A 14187-nucleotide genomic window follows, 5' to 3' on the forward strand; every position below is an offset into this window, starting at 1 on the left:
CCCTCGATCACCGGCGCCGCGTTCTCGCGGCGACCGGCGACCGGCGGCACGGCGACGGAGGCCGGCGCGGGCCTGCTCGCGGGTCCCGGGGCGCACGGCCGGCAGGGCAGTGTCCGGCTGCGCCGGGAAGCGCTGCGGCCGGCTCGTCCTGCCGTCCACGTCAGGTGCCCGTTGAGTCGCCGAGCAGAGCCGGCGCTCTGCCGTGCCAGTGGCCCACTTCAGGCGTCCAGGACCTTGGACAGCGCCTCCAGCGCCTCCGGGTACGCCCGTTCCCGCGGTGTGCCGTAGCCGACGACCAGGCCCTGCGGCCGCTCCTCGCCGGGAGTGTGCCAATGGCCGCCCAAGTGGCCGACGGCGAGTCCCTCCGCCTCGGCGCGGGCCAGCACCTCGGCCTCGTCGGGCACGTCGATCAGCGCGTGCAGTCCGGCCGCGATGCCCCGCACGTCGCGTGCCCCGAGCCGGTCCAGCAGCTGGTCGCGGCGGCGCCGGTACCGCAGCCGGCACGCGCGCACGTGCCGGTCGTAGGCGTGGCTGTCGATCAGCTCGGCGAGCGCCAGCTGGCCGATGGTCTCGGTGTGGTGGTCGCTGTGCAGCTTGGCGTCGGCGACCGCGTCGGCGAGCTGCGGCGGCAGCACCATCCAGCCGAGCCGCAGCGCGGGTCCGAGGGTCTTGGAGGCGGTGCCCAGGTAGACGACCTGGCCCGGGGCCATGCCCTGCAGCGCGCCCACCGGCTGGCGGTCGTAGCGGAACTCGCCGTCGTAGTCGTCCTCCACGATGAGCCCCGCACGCGCGCGTGCCCAGTCGGTGAGGGCGCGGCGCCGCTCGGGGTGCAGGGTCACACCGGTCGGGTACTGGTGGGCCGGGGTCACCACCACGGCGGCCGCGTCGCCCAGTTCCTCGGGACGGACCCCGCGCTCGTCCACCCGCAACGGCAGGACGGTGCCGCCGTTGCGCCGCACCACCTCCCGGTGGAAGGGCAGCCCCGGGTCCTCCATGGCGACCGAGGCGCCGTCCAGCACGCGCGTGAGGAGCGCGAGTCCCTGGACGTACCCGGAGGTGATCACGATCCGCTCCGGCGGCGCGAGCACCCCGCGCGCCCGGCCGAGGTAGCGCGAGAGCGCGGTGCGCAGTTCGATCCGGCCGCGCGGGTCGCCGTAGTCGTATGCCAGTGAGGGCGCCGTCGCTATGGCGCGGCGCAGCGCGCGCAGCCAGGCCGCGGCCGGGAACGCGCCCACGTCGGGGCTGCCCGGCCGCAGGTCGAAACGCGGCGCACGCGCGCGTGCCGCCGTCCCCGGTTCCTCCGTCTCGACGGCCGGCAGTTCGGCGACCCGGGTGCCCGAGCCCTGCCGTGCCGTCAGGTAGCCCTCGGCGACGAGCTGGTCGTAGGCGGCCTTCGCGGTGCCGCGCGAGATGCCGAGGTCGGTCGCGAGCCGCCGCGTGGCCGGCAGCCGGGTGCCGGGCGCGAGCCGCCCGTCCCTCACGGCGTCCCTGAGCGCCCGTTCCAGACCGACGCGGCGCCCGTCCGCCGCGTCGGGTTCGAGATGCAGGTCCACACCCACACCGGACCAGAAGTCGTCCACGAACACCCTCCCCCTAGGCACGTGAAGCCTTCACACGCGTGCGAACACGCCGATGGCCGGGCACCTTCCGGGTGCCCGGCCACCAAGTGTCTTATCAACCCTTCAGCGACGCCATCCAGGCCTCGACCTCGTCCGACCGCCGAGGCAGCGCGGCGCTCAGGTTCCGGTTGCCGTCCTCGGTGACGAGGATGTCGTCCTCGATGCGGACGCCGATGCTCCGGTACTCCTCGGGCACCGTCAGGTCGTCGGCCTGGAAGTACAGGCCCGGCTCGACGGTGAGGACCATGCCCGGCTCCAGCGTGCCGTCGACATAGGTCTCGGTCCGCGCGGCCGCGCAGTCGTGGACGTCCATGCCGAGCATGTGGCCGGTGCCGTGCAGGGTCCAGCGGCGCTGCAGGCCCAGCTCCAGGACGCGCTCGACCGGACCCTCGACCAGGCCCCACTCGACGAGCCGCTCGGCGAGCACACGCTGGGCGGCGTCGTGGAAGTCGCGGTACTTGGCGCCCGGCCGGACGGCCGCGATACCGGCCTCCTGGGCCTCGTACACGGCGTCGTAGACCTTCTTCTGGAGCTCGCTGTACGAGCCGTTGATCGGCAGCGTGCGCGTGACGTCGGCGGTGTACAGCGTGTGCGTCTCCACGCCCGCGTCCAGCAGGAGCAGGTCGCCGGAGCGGACCGGGCCGTCGTTGCGGACCCAGTGCAGCGTGCAGGCGTGCGGGCCGGCCGCGCAGATGGAGCCGTAGCCGACGTCGTTGCCCTCCACGCGCGCGCGGAGGAAGAACGTGCCCTCGATGTAGCGCTCGGAGGTGGCCTCGGCCTTGTCGAGGACCTGCACGACGTCCTCGAAGCCGCGCACGGTGGAGTCGACGGCCTTCTGCAGCTCACCGACCTCGAACTCGTCCTTGATCAGGCGGGCCTCGGAGAGGAAGACGCGCAGCTCCTCGTCGCGCTCGGCGGTGACCTTGTCGGTCAGCGCCGCCTCGATGCCGGCGTCGTAGCCGCGCACGACCCGCACCGGGCCGGTGGCCTCGCGCAGCTTGTCGGCCAGCTCGCGCACGTCGGCGGCCGGGATGCCGTACAGCGCCTCGGACTCGGTGAGGGAGTGGCGGCGGCCGACCCACAGCTCGCCCTGGCCGGAGAGCCAGAACTCGCCGTTCTCGCGGTCGGAGCGCGGCAGGAGGTAGATCGTCTCCTGGTGGCCGTCGGCCGTGGGCTCCAGGACCAGGACGCCGTCCTCGGTCTGGTTGCCGGAGAGGTAGGCGTACTCCACCGAGGCACGGAAGGGGTACTCGGTGTCGTTCGAGCGGGTCTTCAGGTTGCCGGCGGGGATCACCAGGCGCTCGCCCGGGAAGCGGGCGGAGAGCGCGCCGCGGCGGCGGGCGGTCTCGGTGGCCTGCGTGATCGGCTCCAGGCCACGCAGCTCAGTGTCGGCCCACCCGGACTGCATGTTCTCGGCCAGCTCGTCGGAGACGCCCGGGTACAGGCCGTTCTTCCGCTGCTTGGTGGGCTCCTCGGACTCGGTCTCGGGGCCTTCTGCGGTGGCAGAATCGGGCACAGCCGGGTTGAGCTCGTCGGACACGTGATCCTCCTCGGTACGCATGTGATCTCCCCCCGGGCCCGCTGCGCTCATGCTTGTGGCCGAGCGGGGACCTCCATCATCGTACGGTCGTACCGAGAGCGGCCCAGGGCCGGAAGACGTGTTATGCCAGGCCATGCCGACGGGCCGGGCGGAAGCTCTCAGTCGAAGCGGGCCGCCAGCAGCACCACGTCCTCCTCGCTGTCCGCGGTGTCCCGGCCGTCCGGCAGGACGGTGCGCAGCACGTGTTCGGCGACGGCCGCGGGGTCGCGGCGCAGCGTGCGCGGGATGCTCGCGGCGGCCGCGTGCAGCCGCGCGAAGGCGCGGTCCATGGGGTCGCCGGTGCGGTGCAGCAGCCCGTCGGTGTAGAGCAGGACCGTCTCCCCGGCCTCGGCCTGGATCTCCACGCTGGGCGCCTCCCAGCAGGCGAGCATGCCGAGCGGCGCGGAGACGGAGGTCTCGGCGAACTCGGTGCGCCGCTCGCCGATCAGCAGGGGCGGGCTGTGCCCGGCGCCGGCCAGGGTGATCTTGCGCAGTGCCGGTTCGCAGTAGGCGAACAGGGCGGTGGCCGACCGGGCGGGCTCGGTCAGCCGCAGCAGCAGCTCCAGGTCGGACAGGACGGCGACCGGGTCCTCGCCCTCCATCACGGCGTAGGCCCGCAGGGAGGCGCGCAGTCGGCCCATGGCGGCCACGGCGCTCGGTCCGGAGCCGGTGACCGAGCCGACGGAGAGGCCGAGGGCGGCATCGGGCAGCGGCAGGGCGTCGTACCAGTCGCCGCCGCCGCGCGGACCGGTGCGGTGCAGGACGGCAAGCCGGACGCCGGCCACCCGGGGCAGCCGGGAGGGGAGCAGCTCCTCGGAGATGGTCGCCACGCACGCGCGCGTGCGCTCCACCTCCACCAGCCGGGCCAGGTGCTCGGCCGCGTGGCGCACGTACAGGCCGACGAGGTGGCGGCGGCGCTCGTCCGGTTCGGCGGGCTCGTCGTAGAGCCACACGGCGGCGCCGAGGCGGCCCGCGGACTCGGAGGACAGGGGGAGGGCGTAGCTGGCGGCGTAGCCGAGACGGGCGGCCACCTCGCGGTGGCGGGGGTCGAGGCCGTCCTCGGCGAGCAGGTCGGGGTGCACGATCTCGGTGCCCGAACCGGTGCTCGCGCCGGCGTCGAGGAGGGTGCCGTAGGGGAGGGAGCGGCGCGGCACGGTCTCGATGTGGCCGAGGTCGGCGCGGCCCAGGCCGAGGCCGATGGTGGAGTGGGGGCCGAGTCCGTCACCGGGTTCCAGGACGACCAGGCCGCGGCGGGCGCCGACCAGGGTGGATCCGGCGCACAGGAGTTCGTGGAGGGCGGGCTCGACGGCGTGCGTGCGGGACAGGCGCTCGGTGAGTTCGTGGAGGGTCGTGAGGTCCGATACCCAGCCGGCCAGCCGGTCCTGCAGCAGCGCGCCTGGAGCGGGTCCGGCGGGCACGGGGGCGTTCGCGACGGGAAGCGCGGCGTCGGGGGAGGGGTCGGCACCCGGAGCGGAGGGCGCGGGCGCGACAGTGTGTGCGGGCGTGGGAACCGTTGGATCGATTCCAGCCACTTTCGGTGGGTGCGGGGCGTTCATGGCGTCCGGCCTTCAGACCGGTGCGTATTGCTCAGAAGCATCGCAAACCCCCATGTCATTCTGCGCCGCTAGCGGTGTCTCCACATGTACACGCACTCGTGAGGGGATGTCCAGCATTGTCCTGCGGGGATTCCTGGTGTCCATGGGTCTGATGTGGGTTTCTTCCGAAACCCTTGCCTTACTGCCAAGTTGGCTTAAAACTGCCTCAGGTATGGGTTCATTGCGGTCGACTGGCCTTGCTCCACAGAGCGTCACAGCGGTCGTGATGGGTACGTACTCGGAGAAGGCCAGGGGTGGTTGGGGGCCACCCGGAACCTGGCGACGGACCCGGGCGTCATAGCCACCGACGGCCGAGCCCCATCCTCCCGTGGCGGAGGCGGAGAGAAATACGCGCGACGGCAAAACGCCATACTTCGCCACCCCCACGCCGCACCCGTGCTTTTGATGGACGCACCAAGGAAGCGGAAGCGGTCAACGCTCGACCCCATGGGGTTCCCCCTGCCGTGCGCAGGGGTGTGATGCGCCAATAGGTACGCACAGTGAAGTGATCGACACATGGTGTGATGTGGTCCACGGTGTTGCCAGCGGTGCAACGGAAAGGAACGAGCGCTCATGCGCGAGATCCTCAAAAGGCGACGCAGGCTCCTGTCCAGGCGGAACGACGGGAGGCCTGAGCTGATCAGCGCGGCCCTGACCTTCGCGGCGGAATGGCAGTGGCCCGTGCTCCCGGGTGTGGCCCCGGACCCGCAGGGGCGGGCCCGCTGCGGGTGCCCGGACCCGGAGTGCACGGTTCCCGGTGCGCACCCCTTCGACCCCGGCCTGCTCGCGGCCACCACCGACGCGCGCATGGTGCGCTGGTGGTGGACCAACCGGCCGGGCGCGCCGATCGTCCTCGCCACCGGCGGTACGGCGCCCTGTGCGGTCAGCCTGCCGGCGCTCGCGGCGGCCCACGCGCTCGACCTGCTCGACCGTCGGGGCATGCGCCTCGGCCCGGTGATCGCCTCGCCGACGCGCTGGGCGGTGCTCGTCAAGCCGTACTCCATGGAGCAGCTCGGCGAGCTGCTCTACGCCAAGGACTTCGTGCCCGGCTCCCTGCGCTTCCACGGGGAGGGCGGCTACCTCGCCCTGCCTCCCTCCGAGACCGGCCAGGGCGCCGTCCGCTGGGAACGCGCCCCGCTGCCCGGCTCGGCGTCGCCCTGGGTCCCCGACGTGGAGGCCGTGGTGGACGCCGTGGTCGACGCCCTCACTCGTACGGGTGTGAGCGCGCCCGAGTTGTAGGGGTGTCGGGCGCGGGCGCGGCCCGATGCCCGCCCGTGTCGTTATCTTCCGCTACATGCTGCGCATTTCTGGGGGTCACGGCACTCGACCGTCGGACCGCGGCGGGCCGGACCCCCGAAGGCTTCGTCTGCTCGCCCTGCTGGGCGTCGTGGCGGCCGCGGCCGCTCTGCCGCTGGCCGTGGCGTCCGCGGGGCAGGTGGGCGAGGCCACCGGCCCCGCGGCGAAGAACGGGCGGCGGGCCGCCGTACCCACGCCCTCACGCGCCGGTGCCGCGCCCTCGGCCGCCCCCACACGCTCCCCGCTGCTGCTCGGTCTCGGCCTGGCCACCGCCGCCCGCTGCGGACCCGAACTCTCCTCCCCCGACGGCGTCGAGGCGCAGACCTGTGTGCTGACGCAGGGCGTGGACACCTGGGCGCGCACCTACTACCGCAACACCACCGGCCAGGCCCTGGACTCCGTGCTGAGCCTGATGGGGCCGGGCGGCAGGACCGTACAGACGCACTGCGCCGCGGGCGCCGACGACGAGCCCGCCACCTGCGAGACCCCCCGCGAACACACCCGGGGCGGGACGGACGCCTACACGGCGGTCAGTGAGTTCGCCCGACTCGGGGCCGGCGGGCCGCTACTGCTGCGCTCGGTCAGCAACTTCGGGGAAACAATGGGCAGTTGACGTGCCCTGCGCGCTGTACATCGGACGCGGACATGGAAAGACCCGGTTGCTGGCGACGGGGGATGCACCAGCAACCGGGCTACTGGAACGGTAACAAGAGATCGGCGGTTCGCAAATTCGATCTCGGCTATTCGGACACTGATTTCCCTGTCACGACGGGGAGTTGTGACAGGAGTCACCTGTTTCGGTGCCGTCTTCGCGGCTGACCGGTCGGTCAGCCGCGAATCCGTGTCCGGCTGTGCCTCAGCTGAGCGTGACCTGCCGGTTGGTCAGTCCGCCGCGTGACCGGCGCTCCTCGGGCGTGAGCGGTTCGGTGACGGCGAGGGCGGCGGCGAGCCGTTCGGCGAACTCGGCGGCCGGCTTCTCCACGTCCTCGGCCGTGACCCCGCTCGGCAGGTCCCAGACCGGCACCGTGAGGCCGTGAGCACGGAAGGAGCCCACCAGCCGGGTGCCCTCGCCGAGGCCGGAGCGGCCGGCCGCGTGCAGCCGGGCGAGAGCGTCCAGAAGCTGCTCCTCCGGGTGCGTCATGACCCAGCGCAGGTGGTTCTTCTCCGGGGTCTCGCACCAGTACGCGGCATCCACGCCCGACAGCTTCACGGTCGGGATGGCGGCGGCGTTGGCCCGCTCCAGGGAGGCGGCCACGTCCGGGGTGGCGTTCTCCGCGTCCGGCACCCAGAACTCGAAGCCGCTGTGCACAACTGGCTCGAACGCGCCGTCCGGGTCGAGCAGGTCCTGCAGCCGCGGACCCTCGGCGGGGGCGCGGCGGCCCTCCACCGGAGTGCCGGGCTCGGCCTCCAGGGCGCGCCGGAGAGTGTCGGCGAGGTCGCGGCTGATGTCGCCGGAGGGCGTGTCGTTCTGCAGGCCGATCAGGACCGAGCCGTCGTCGCGGCGCAGTGCGGGCCAGGCCATCGGCAGCACCGTGGCGAGCGTGACCGACGGGACGCCCTCGGGCAGGCTCTCCCGGAGGGTCAGCTCCACCGTGGCGGCCGGCACCAGTTCGCGCAGCGCCACCCAGTCGCCCTCGCCGGGCAGCCCCTCGAACGGGCGGTGCACCAGTTCGGTCGCGGCGTGCGCGGCCGCCCGGCCGTGGCACGCCTTGTAGCGTCGGCCGCTGCCGCAGGGGCAGGGCTCGCGGGCGCCGACGACCGGGACCTCTGCGTCGCTGAGCTGCGGCCGCTTGGCCTTCGTCTGGGGTCGCTTCTTGGCCATCGTGGGGTCTCCCGGTTACGGCTCTTCTCGTACGGGCGGGAGCCTAGTCGTTCGGAGCACGACCGACGGGAACCTGTGGACAACGGACACTTGGGCGAGCCGATGGTGCGAACCTGCGGGGAATCCCCGTACAGAAGGCCTCAGTCCAGCTCGTCGAACGCGTCCGCGAAGTTCAGGTCGGCCATGGCCGGAACCGCCGGGCCGGTGACGCGCGTAGCGAAGCCGCCGCGCCGGTCCGCGGCGTCGGGATCGTGGACGTCCTCGTTGACCACGACCCAGACCGTCACCTCGCCCTGGATGTCGTCCCGGACACCCCAGTCGTCGGCTAGGGCCGTGATGATGTTGAGCCCGCGGCCGCCGTGCGCGGTGACCGACGGGGTCGCCGGAGCCGGCCGGGTCGGACCACCGCCGTCCGTGACCTCCACGACGAGCCGTCCGCCCCTGTCCACCCGCCAGGCGGCGCGCACGTCGCCGTCCCCGGCCGGGGCGTCGCCCAAGGGGCGCCCGTGTTTGCAGGCGTTGCTCAAAAGTTCCGAAAGGATCAGTACGGCATCGTCGATGACCGATTCCGACACACCTCCGCTGCGCAGTTGCGCACGCATCCGGTGCCTCGCCTTCCCCACGCCCGCAGGGCCATGGGGTACGGCCATGCTCGACGACGTGGGCACCTCCTGTGCCACCACCAACGCCACCCCCGAGACCTCCTTTGCCCCACGCCACGGTGTGGATGCCCCATTGGCCTGTACCGGAAACCGGCCAATCCTCTTCCGGTGACGCATTCGCAACGACCGCGTACGGAACGAATGCGCCGGAGCACTCCCCGTGACGGGCTTCTCGTCGTGTGGCTGAATTTCGTTGGTGTGGCCGAGAACGGAGAATGCTGGAGCCGGGCGCCCGGGTCAAGGGGTGTGCAGCGGTCCTTACCCGGCTCTTGGGGTCCCGTCCCAGCGGGTTCAGCGGCCCAGGTGGCGCAGCACCGCGTGCGGGCGGTTGGTGATGATGGCGTCGATGCCCAGGTCGACGCAGAGATCGACGTCCTCGGGCTCGTTCACGGTCCACACGTGGACCTGGTGGCCGGCTCGTTTCAGCCGCTCCACGTACGCGGGGTGGTTGCGCACGATGCGGATCGAGGGGCCCGCGATCCGCACGCCCGCCGGCAGTCGCCCGTCGCGCAGTCGGGGCGAGACGAACTGCATCAGATAGACCGTCGGCAGCGTCGGCGCCGCGGCACGCACGCGGTGCAGCGAGCGCGCCGAGAAGCTCATGATCCGCACCCGCGACTCGGCGGCCGAGGCCGGTGCGTCCAGACCGAACCGTTTCAGCAGGAGCAGCAGCCGCTCCTCGACCTGCCCGGCCCAGCGCGTGGGGTGCTTGGTCTCGACGGCCAGTTCCACCCGGCGCCCGGCGTCCGCGATCAGCTCCAGCAGCCGCTCCAGGGTGAGCACGGAGGTCTCCGCCGGGTCCTCCGGGCGGTGCTCCCAGTCGGGCTCCTCGTCGCGCCCGCGCCAGGCGTCGCGCGACTTCCAGGAGCCGAAGTCCAGGGCGGCGAGATCGGCCAGTTCCAGGGCGGAGACGGCCCCACGGCCGTTGGACGTACGGTTCACCCGCCGGTCGTGGACGCAGACCAGATGGCCGTCGGCGGTCAGCCGTACGTCGCACTCCAGGGCGTCCGCCCCGTCCTCGATCGCCTTCTTGTAAGCGGCCAGGGTGTGTTCGGGCGCGTCCTCGGAGGCCCCCCGATGGGCGACGACCTGGATGGCGTGCTGTGGTGCGTGGGTCACCGCGTCATGGTGCCACCGACGCGGGGTACACGGGGCGGCGCGGGTGCGTCCCTGCAGCGAACGGAGGCGCTCGACCTGCTGGTTTATGTAACTTTTGCCTTAAAAGTCTTATATAAAGGGTGCCGCTGGACCCACAGCAACCGCTTATGGTGCTCTGACGGCCCGTGGGAAAAGCTGACTGCATACAACAGGAACACCAGAACCATGCACAGCTGCATCGCGCCGGGCCCACGCTTCACGGGCGACAGAACGTGCACGCCGCGACGAGCGTGAACGAGCATGAGCGAGTGTGACCGAGTGCGACCTGGAACAACAGCCGTGGATCGAGGAGAAGAGCTGTGAGCACCGAGAACGAGGGCAACCCGGTACCCCCGGCCCCGTCCGCACCTCCCGTGCCGGTGGCATCTCCCGCTGCTTCGCCGCAGGGCTCCGCGCCCGACGGGAACGCGCCGACGGCTCCGCTCCCGCCGGTGCCCCAGGGCACCCCCGGCGCTCCGGAGCAGGGGGTGGCCGCGGCGCAGGCGCCCACCGGCCCGACGGAGCAGGCGCACGCCTCCGGTCCCGCGCCCGACACCCGGCCCTACGACGCCCAGCCCTACGACGCCCAGCAGCCCTACGGCGGCCCCGCCCCTGACGGCTCCTGGCCGCCCCCGCCCCCGGCCACGCCGTCCTACGGCGACGGCTCCGGTGGCGCGGGCGCCGGCTGGGGCTCCTCGTACCAGCAGCCCGCGCCCAAGCCCCGCAACGGGCGCGGCGGGCTCGTCGCCGCGGTCCTGGTGGCCGCGCTGGTCGCCGGCGGTCTGGGCGGTGGCCTCGGCTACACCCTGGCCAAGGACAACGACAGCGGCGGATCCACCACCGTCTCCGCCTCGGACAACAGCGCCTCGCAGGTCAAGCGCGCACCCGGCACGATCGCCAACGTGGCCGCCAAGGCGCTGCCCAGCACGGTCACCATCGAGGCGGAGAGCACCAGCGGCGAGGGCGGCACGGGTACCGGGTTCGTCTTCGACAAGCAGGGCCACATCGTCACCAACAACCACGTGGTGGCGGAGGCGGTGGACGGCGGCAAGCTCACCGCCACGTTCCCGAGCGGCAAGAAGTACGACGCGGAGGTCGTCGGCCACGCGCAGGGCTACGACGTCGCGGTCATCAAGCTCAAGAACGCCCCGTCCGACCTCAATCCGCTCGCCCTCGGCGACTCCGACCGGGTGGCCGTCGGCGACGAGACCATCGCCATCGGCGCCCCCTTCGGGCTGTCCAACACGGTCACCACGGGCATCATCAGCGCCAAGAACCGCCCGGTGGCCTCCAGCGACGGCAGCTCCTCGAGCAAGGCGTCGTACATGAGCGCCCTGCAAACCGACGCGTCGATCAACCCGGGCAACTCCGGCGGTCCGCTGCTGAACGCCTCCGGTGCGGTGATCGGCATCAACTCGGCGATCCAGTCCTCCGGCAGCGGCGGCTTCGGCTCCGGCCAGTCGGGTTCGATCGGCCTCGGCTTCGCGATCCCGATCAACCAGGCCAAGTACGTGGCCCAGCAGCTGATCAAGAACGGGAAGCCGGTGTACGCCAAGATCGGCGCGTCCGTCTCCCTGGAGGAGTCCACGGACGGCGCGAAGATCACCGACCAGGGCTCGGGCGGTTCCGCCGCGGTCGAGTCGGGCGGCCCCGCCGACAAGGCCGGCCTCAAGCCCGGTGACGTCATCACCAAGCTCGACGACAACGTGATCGACAGCGGCCCGACCCTGATCGGCGAGATCTGGACCCACAAGCCCGGCGACAAGGTGACGATCACCTACAAGCGGGGCGGCCAGGAGCACACGGTGGACCTCACCCTCGGCTCCCGCGCGGGCGACAGCTGACCGGCACGCGCGCGTAGGGGTGCCTCCTGCGGAGGGGCACCCCTCCCGTCGGCTCCGGACGCCGGATGCGGACCGGGCCCCCACCACCCGTGCAGCTCCCGGTACTCTGTACCCGCTCCGGCCCAGCCCGGCGGAGACAGAGGTGGGTTGCCCGAGCGGCCTAAGGGAACGGTCTTGAAAACCGTCGTGGCAGCGATGTCACCGTGGGTTCAAATCCCACACCCACCGCCACGTAGGTCAGAAGCTTGCAGGTCAGAAGGGGTGCGGCTCTCCGGAGCCGCACCCCTTCCGCATGACCTTGTGGTGCCGCCCGTATCCCTCCCTTGACCGGCGCGTGCGGCCGACCCGCTGAACGAGCGAATTGCGGCCGTGGCGCGCAGTGGCTCTCGCCGGACCACGTTGCGCCGGGTGTCGGATGTCTGCCGAGGGGGCCGTCGAAGGGAGATGTCGTTCAAGCTCGGCCAGAAGATCCTCACCTTGTGCGTCGCCGCCACCGCCGTGCTCGGCGCAGCGGCCGGAAGTGCCCAGGCGCAGGACGACGGCGGCCCGCTGTCCCTGCTCGACGGCCCCTCGGTCGCTCTCGCGTGCTTCCCCTCGGGGCAGATCGGCAGCCACAACACCTCCGGCACTCAGAACATCGGCTGTTCCCAGAGCGCGAGGCAGACCTCGTCCACGGAGACGCCGAAGCCGGTGGAGCGGAAAGTGGTCACCGAGGACGGTACGGTCCCTCCGGGAGAGGCCCTGGGACCGATCCTCCAGTGCCCCGCGGGGACGGAGCCGGTGTCGGGAGGAGCGAACGTCTCCAACGATCAGGTCTCCAGGATCACCCGGTCCGCGCCCTCGGGAAACGGCTGGTACGAGGTCGTGGCCAACGAGGGCCGGTCCCCGATCGACGTGACCTACTACGCCATCTGCGAGACAGCTGCCTGAGCCAACTCCGGCCGGAAAGAAGCTGATTGGCCGGGGGCTCACATTCCGGACCCGCCGCGGTGGACCGGCAGACGACTACGGCCGATGTCCCGTCATCCGGGCCGCCGACGCGATCGTCGCGCGGGCCTCGCGTTCGGAGAGGCCGGTGTTCAGCGCCGCTTCGATCAAGGGGGCGAGCAGGGCGGGGCCGATGCCGTTCTCGTAGGCGCGGCAGGCGGCCCAGAACAGGCGGGTGTTGCGCTGGCCCTCGTGTGCGGTCAGCACGAACTGGACCAGGCCCCGGCCGTGGTCGCCGGCCGGCGGTGGGGCCGGGTGCTCGGTGCGGGGCGGCGGCAGGAGCAGCCGTAGCAGGGCGGGCGGGCAGATGGCGGGGGCCAGGTGCGCGGTGCCCGGCGCGGTGGCGTACACGCCGTGGTCGGTGCGGGAGCCGGGCCCGACGAGGTAGCCGCCGGCGCCCCGGATGTCGATGCCGGGGGCCAGCCGCCCGGCCGAGTTGGGCACGACGACGTCCGCCGGGCCGGTCAGCCACAGGTGGCGCCCGCCGCTGGGGGTGAGGACGACGACCGTCTCCGGGATCGTGAACAGGTGGCGCAGGGCCAGCTCGCGCAGTGCGGTCGAGGAGTCGGTGCCGGACTTGGTGTCGAGGTCGACGCCGATCAGGTGGTGCGGGGGCAGCCCGCAGGCGATGCCGTAGCCGGTGGCCCATGGTGCGGCGGCGAAGAGTTCGCGGATGCGGACCGGGTCGGTCGAGGCGTCGTACACGCCGTGGCCGAAGCGACCGCACTGGCCGTGGCAGGGGGTGGAGTCGGGGTCGTCGCGGTGCGGGGAGCGCAGGGCCGGGAGTTTCGTCCGGGACAGGGGGATGACGGCCAGTCCGCGTTCGGCGGCTGACAGGGCGTGTGCGAGGGCCAGCGTCGTGGCCTGCCGGTCGGTGGTGGCCATGCCTCCATGTTCGTACGCGTGTTCGAAAAAGGGAAGTGGGGGCCCGTGATGACGTGCCGGGGCCGGGGGAAATGGCCGGAAAAGCGCTGGAACGATTCCCCTCTTATGGTGCTTGGTGATCATTGATCCGCTCTGTGCTTTTTTGTGGCGGAAGATCAGCAAAGATATCGACAGGGGTTTATCGACTTGTCATCACGCTTGCGTGCGAATCACGGCTTCCGGAGTGGTTCGCCAGGGATTCGGTGGGCAACTCTGGATGCGCGACGTCGTTCACGACAACCGGGGCGGTCGGCCAACTGCCCTGATGACAGCCGTACTTCACGTATTCGCGGCCCTGGGGCCGCTGAGTGTTCGGTTCTGGAGGAACAACATGGCAAGCATCCGTACCGCCCGCGTTCTCGCCGCCGTCTCCGCTCTCCCGCTCGCCGCCGCCCTCTTCGCCGGTGTCGCTGCCGCGGACAACGGCGCCGTCGCGGACGACGGATCGAACGCCGTGGCCGGCAGCGGGGTCGGCCACAACAACGACGGAAACTCGTCCACGGCACCGCAGAACGCGGTCGGCTTCGGCGCCTCGAACCGGAGCAACACCGCCCAGGTCAACGGCTCCGCGTCGACGGCCGTCCAGCAGGGCAACGAGAACGTGGCCATCCGCTTCAGTCCGCTGTGGTGGTGAATCCCGGCTGAGGTCCCTCGTGGGGAGGGCCCTCAGGGGTGTGCTTCGGGGTCGTAACGCGCCTGCGCGGCGGTGCTTCGGTGCCGCC

The 14187-nt window shown here is 72.0% G+C and carries 12 protein-coding genes and 1 tRNA gene; 6 read left to right on the forward strand and 7 right to left on the reverse strand.

Features of this window, described 5'->3' with window-relative positions:
- Positions 1 to 218 precede the first annotated feature (218 nt).
- From pdxR to AC07CM_RS06365, 3 genes are all read right to left on the reverse strand, one after another.
- Positions 219 to 1580: a MocR-like pyridoxine biosynthesis transcription factor PdxR gene (gene pdxR / locus AC07CM_RS06355; protein WP_478875180.1), complete on the reverse strand. Its 1362-nt coding sequence runs from the start codon at positions 1578 to 1580 to the stop codon at positions 219 to 221.
- A gap of 94 nt (positions 1581 to 1674) precedes the next feature.
- A complete protein-coding gene (locus AC07CM_RS06360; RefSeq protein WP_478875181.1) occupies positions 1675 to 3180 on the reverse strand; it encodes an aminopeptidase P family protein in 1506 nt (501 codons plus the stop codon).
- A 137-nt stretch (positions 3181 to 3317) separates the two neighbouring features.
- Entirely contained in the window at positions 3318 to 4754 is a 1437-nt protein-coding gene (locus tag AC07CM_RS06365) for a PP2C family protein-serine/threonine phosphatase (RefSeq protein WP_478875182.1), read from the reverse strand.
- Positions 4755 to 5366: 612 nt separating this feature from the next.
- Here AC07CM_RS06365 and AC07CM_RS06370 point away from each other — a divergent pair.
- Both AC07CM_RS06370 and AC07CM_RS06375 read left to right on the forward strand, forming a co-directional pair.
- Positions 5367 to 6032, forward strand: coding sequence for a bifunctional DNA primase/polymerase (locus tag AC07CM_RS06370; protein WP_478875183.1), 666 nt, complete (start codon positions 5367 to 5369; stop codon positions 6030 to 6032).
- A gap of 55 nt (positions 6033 to 6087) precedes the next feature.
- Positions 6088 to 6702: a hypothetical protein gene (locus AC07CM_RS06375; protein ID WP_478875184.1), complete on the forward strand. Its 615-nt coding sequence runs from the start codon at positions 6088 to 6090 to the stop codon at positions 6700 to 6702.
- A gap of 243 nt (positions 6703 to 6945) precedes the next feature.
- Here the strand turns inward: AC07CM_RS06375 and AC07CM_RS06380 are convergent, their stop codons facing one another.
- From AC07CM_RS06380 to AC07CM_RS06390, 3 genes are all read right to left on the reverse strand, one after another.
- Positions 6946 to 7911 carry a DUF5926 family protein gene (locus AC07CM_RS06380; protein WP_478875185.1) on the reverse strand — a complete coding sequence of 322 codons (966 nt, stop codon included), beginning with the start codon at positions 7909 to 7911 and terminating at the stop codon, positions 6946 to 6948.
- Positions 7912 to 8051: 140 nt separating this feature from the next.
- A complete protein-coding gene (locus AC07CM_RS06385) occupies positions 8052 to 8690 on the reverse strand; it encodes an ATP-binding protein (RefSeq protein ID WP_478875186.1) in 639 nt (212 codons plus the stop codon).
- Positions 8691 to 8864: 174 nt separating this feature from the next.
- Positions 8865 to 9692 carry a glycerophosphodiester phosphodiesterase gene (locus tag AC07CM_RS06390; RefSeq protein ID WP_478875187.1) on the reverse strand — a complete coding sequence of 276 codons (828 nt, stop codon included), beginning with the start codon at positions 9690 to 9692 and terminating at the stop codon, positions 8865 to 8867.
- Positions 9693 to 10030: 338 nt separating this feature from the next.
- On the opposite strand from AC07CM_RS06390, the gene AC07CM_RS06395 reads away from it, so the two are divergent.
- From AC07CM_RS06395 to AC07CM_RS06405, 3 genes are all read left to right on the forward strand, one after another.
- Positions 10031 to 11554, forward strand: coding sequence for a S1C family serine protease (locus AC07CM_RS06395; RefSeq protein ID WP_478875188.1), 1524 nt, complete (start codon positions 10031 to 10033; stop codon positions 11552 to 11554).
- 141 nt (positions 11555 to 11695) lie between these two features.
- Positions 11696 to 11785: transfer RNA gene (locus tag AC07CM_RS06400), tRNA-Ser, on the forward strand.
- 213 nt (positions 11786 to 11998) lie between these two features.
- Positions 11999 to 12484 (forward strand): hypothetical protein, encoded by a 486-nt coding sequence (locus AC07CM_RS06405; RefSeq protein WP_478875189.1) that lies wholly within the window; start codon positions 11999 to 12001, stop codon positions 12482 to 12484.
- 75 nt (positions 12485 to 12559) lie between these two features.
- Here AC07CM_RS06405 and AC07CM_RS06410 read toward each other — a convergent pair whose 3' ends face one another.
- Positions 12560 to 13426 carry a bifunctional DNA primase/polymerase gene (locus tag AC07CM_RS06410; protein ID WP_478875190.1) on the reverse strand — a complete coding sequence of 289 codons (867 nt, stop codon included), beginning with the start codon at positions 13424 to 13426 and terminating at the stop codon, positions 12560 to 12562.
- Between the two features lie 370 nt (positions 13427 to 13796).
- Here AC07CM_RS06410 and AC07CM_RS06415 point away from each other — a divergent pair, with 370 nt between their 5' ends.
- Complete coding sequence (locus tag AC07CM_RS06415) at positions 13797 to 14099, forward strand: hypothetical protein (RefSeq protein ID WP_478875191.1); 303 nt, start codon at positions 13797 to 13799, stop codon at positions 14097 to 14099.
- Positions 14100 to 14187: the final 88 nt, after the last annotated feature.

The sequence above is a fragment of the Streptomyces sp. NPDC044061 genome, from assembly GCF_056434305.1.

What these genes read in the sequence shown, in the direction of transcription:
- AC07CM_RS06360 (WP_478875181.1), bottom strand. Translation starts at nt 3,180, where the DNA reads ATGCGTACCGAGGAGGATCACGTGTCCGACGAGCTCAACCCGGCTGTG.
- AC07CM_RS06365 (WP_478875182.1), bottom strand. Translation starts at nt 4,754, where the DNA reads ATGAACGCCCCGCACCCACCGAAAGTGGCTGGAATCGATCCAACGGTT.
- AC07CM_RS06370 (WP_478875183.1), top strand. Translation starts at nt 5,367, where the DNA reads ATGCGCGAGATCCTCAAAAGGCGACGCAGGCTCCTGTCCAGGCGGAAC.
- AC07CM_RS06375 (WP_478875184.1), top strand. Translation starts at nt 6,088, where the DNA reads ATGCTGCGCATTTCTGGGGGTCACGGCACTCGACCGTCGGACCGCGGC.
- AC07CM_RS06380 (WP_478875185.1), bottom strand. Translation starts at nt 7,911, where the DNA reads ATGGCCAAGAAGCGACCCCAGACGAAGGCCAAGCGGCCGCAGCTCAGC.
- AC07CM_RS06385 (WP_478875186.1), bottom strand. Translation starts at nt 8,690, where the DNA reads ATGCGTCACCGGAAGAGGATTGGCCGGTTTCCGGTACAGGCCAATGGG.
- AC07CM_RS06405 (WP_478875189.1), top strand. Translation starts at nt 11,999, where the DNA reads ATGTCGTTCAAGCTCGGCCAGAAGATCCTCACCTTGTGCGTCGCCGCC.
- AC07CM_RS06410 (WP_478875190.1), bottom strand. Translation starts at nt 13,426, where the DNA reads ATGGCCACCACCGACCGGCAGGCCACGACGCTGGCCCTCGCACACGCC.
- AC07CM_RS06415 (WP_478875191.1), top strand. Translation starts at nt 13,797, where the DNA reads ATGGCAAGCATCCGTACCGCCCGCGTTCTCGCCGCCGTCTCCGCTCTC.